This is a genomic window from Halorubrum sp. BV1 (assembly GCF_000746205.1).
Classification (GTDB): Archaea; Halobacteriota; Halobacteria; order Halobacteriales; family Haloferacaceae; genus Halorubrum.
Genome location: NZ_JQKV01000041.1, coordinates 1 through 1003, shown reverse-complemented (window position 1 = coordinate 1003; position 1003 = coordinate 1). Strand labels below are relative to the sequence as shown.

Annotated in this window: 1 pseudogene; it reads left to right on the top strand. The window is 68.5% G+C overall.

Features of this window, described 5'->3' with window-relative positions:
• Positions 1–26 precede the first annotated feature (26 nt).
• Positions 27–1003 (top strand): annotated as a pseudogene (gene dnaG / locus EP28_RS11575) (DNA primase DnaG); the annotation flags it as partial.

Below are 1003 nucleotides of genomic sequence, written 5' to 3'. Positions count from 1 at the left end.
CATTCAGCCCGGATCGGGCACTCATCATGCAAGACACAGCAAAATACCTCATCCACGCGAAACTATCGGCGGACGGCGTCGTCGAGCGGAGCGACGTCGTCGGCGCGGTGTTCGGCCAGACCGAGGGCCTACTCGGCGACGAGATGGACCTGCGTGACCTGCAGGACTCCTCGAAGGTCGGCCGCATCGACGTGAGCGTCGAAACCGAGGGCGGCCAGTCCTTCGGCGACGTGACCATCGCCTCCTCGCTCGACAAAGTCGAGACCGCGATCCTCGCAGCGTCACTGGAGACGATCTCCAGAGTCGGCCCCTGTCAGGCCCGCCTCGAAGTGACGAACATCGAGGACGTCCGCGCCGCAAAGCGCCGTATCGTCGTCCAACGCGCCAAGGAACTGCTCGCGAACTCCTTCCAGGAGACGGTTCTCACCAGCGACGAACTCCACGAGGAAGTCAGGGAGTCAGTCCGCGCCGGCGAGATGAACGAGTACGAGGGCTACCCCGCCGGCCCCAACGTCGAAGACGGTGACGCCATCGTCGTCGTCGAGGGGCGGGCGGACGTGGCCCGACTGCTCGAGTTCGGCGTGAAAAACGCCGTCGCCGTCGAGGGGACGAACGTCCCCGACGCCGTCGCCGAACTCACCGAAGCCCGAACGACCACCGCCTTCCTCGACGGCGACCGCGGTGGCCAGCTCATCCTCCGGGAACTTGGACTTCGTCGCGTTCGCGCCCGAGGGCGAGTCGGTCGAGGAGCTCCAGCGCGGCGAACTGCTCGCGGCGCTCCGGGAGAAAACGCCGTACGAGGTGTACGAACGCGCCCGGCAGGCGGGCGACCCAGAGTCCGCCCGCGAAGTCGCGACCGGGGGCTCACGCCCCGGGGCCACGGAGACCTCGCCCGTCGTCGACGGCGAGACACCGACGCGCCGTGAGAAGTCGGCCCAGCCGGCTGCCGCCGAACGCTCGGCTGACGCCGACGCCGGAGCTTCGTCGGACAGTCGCTCCGGCC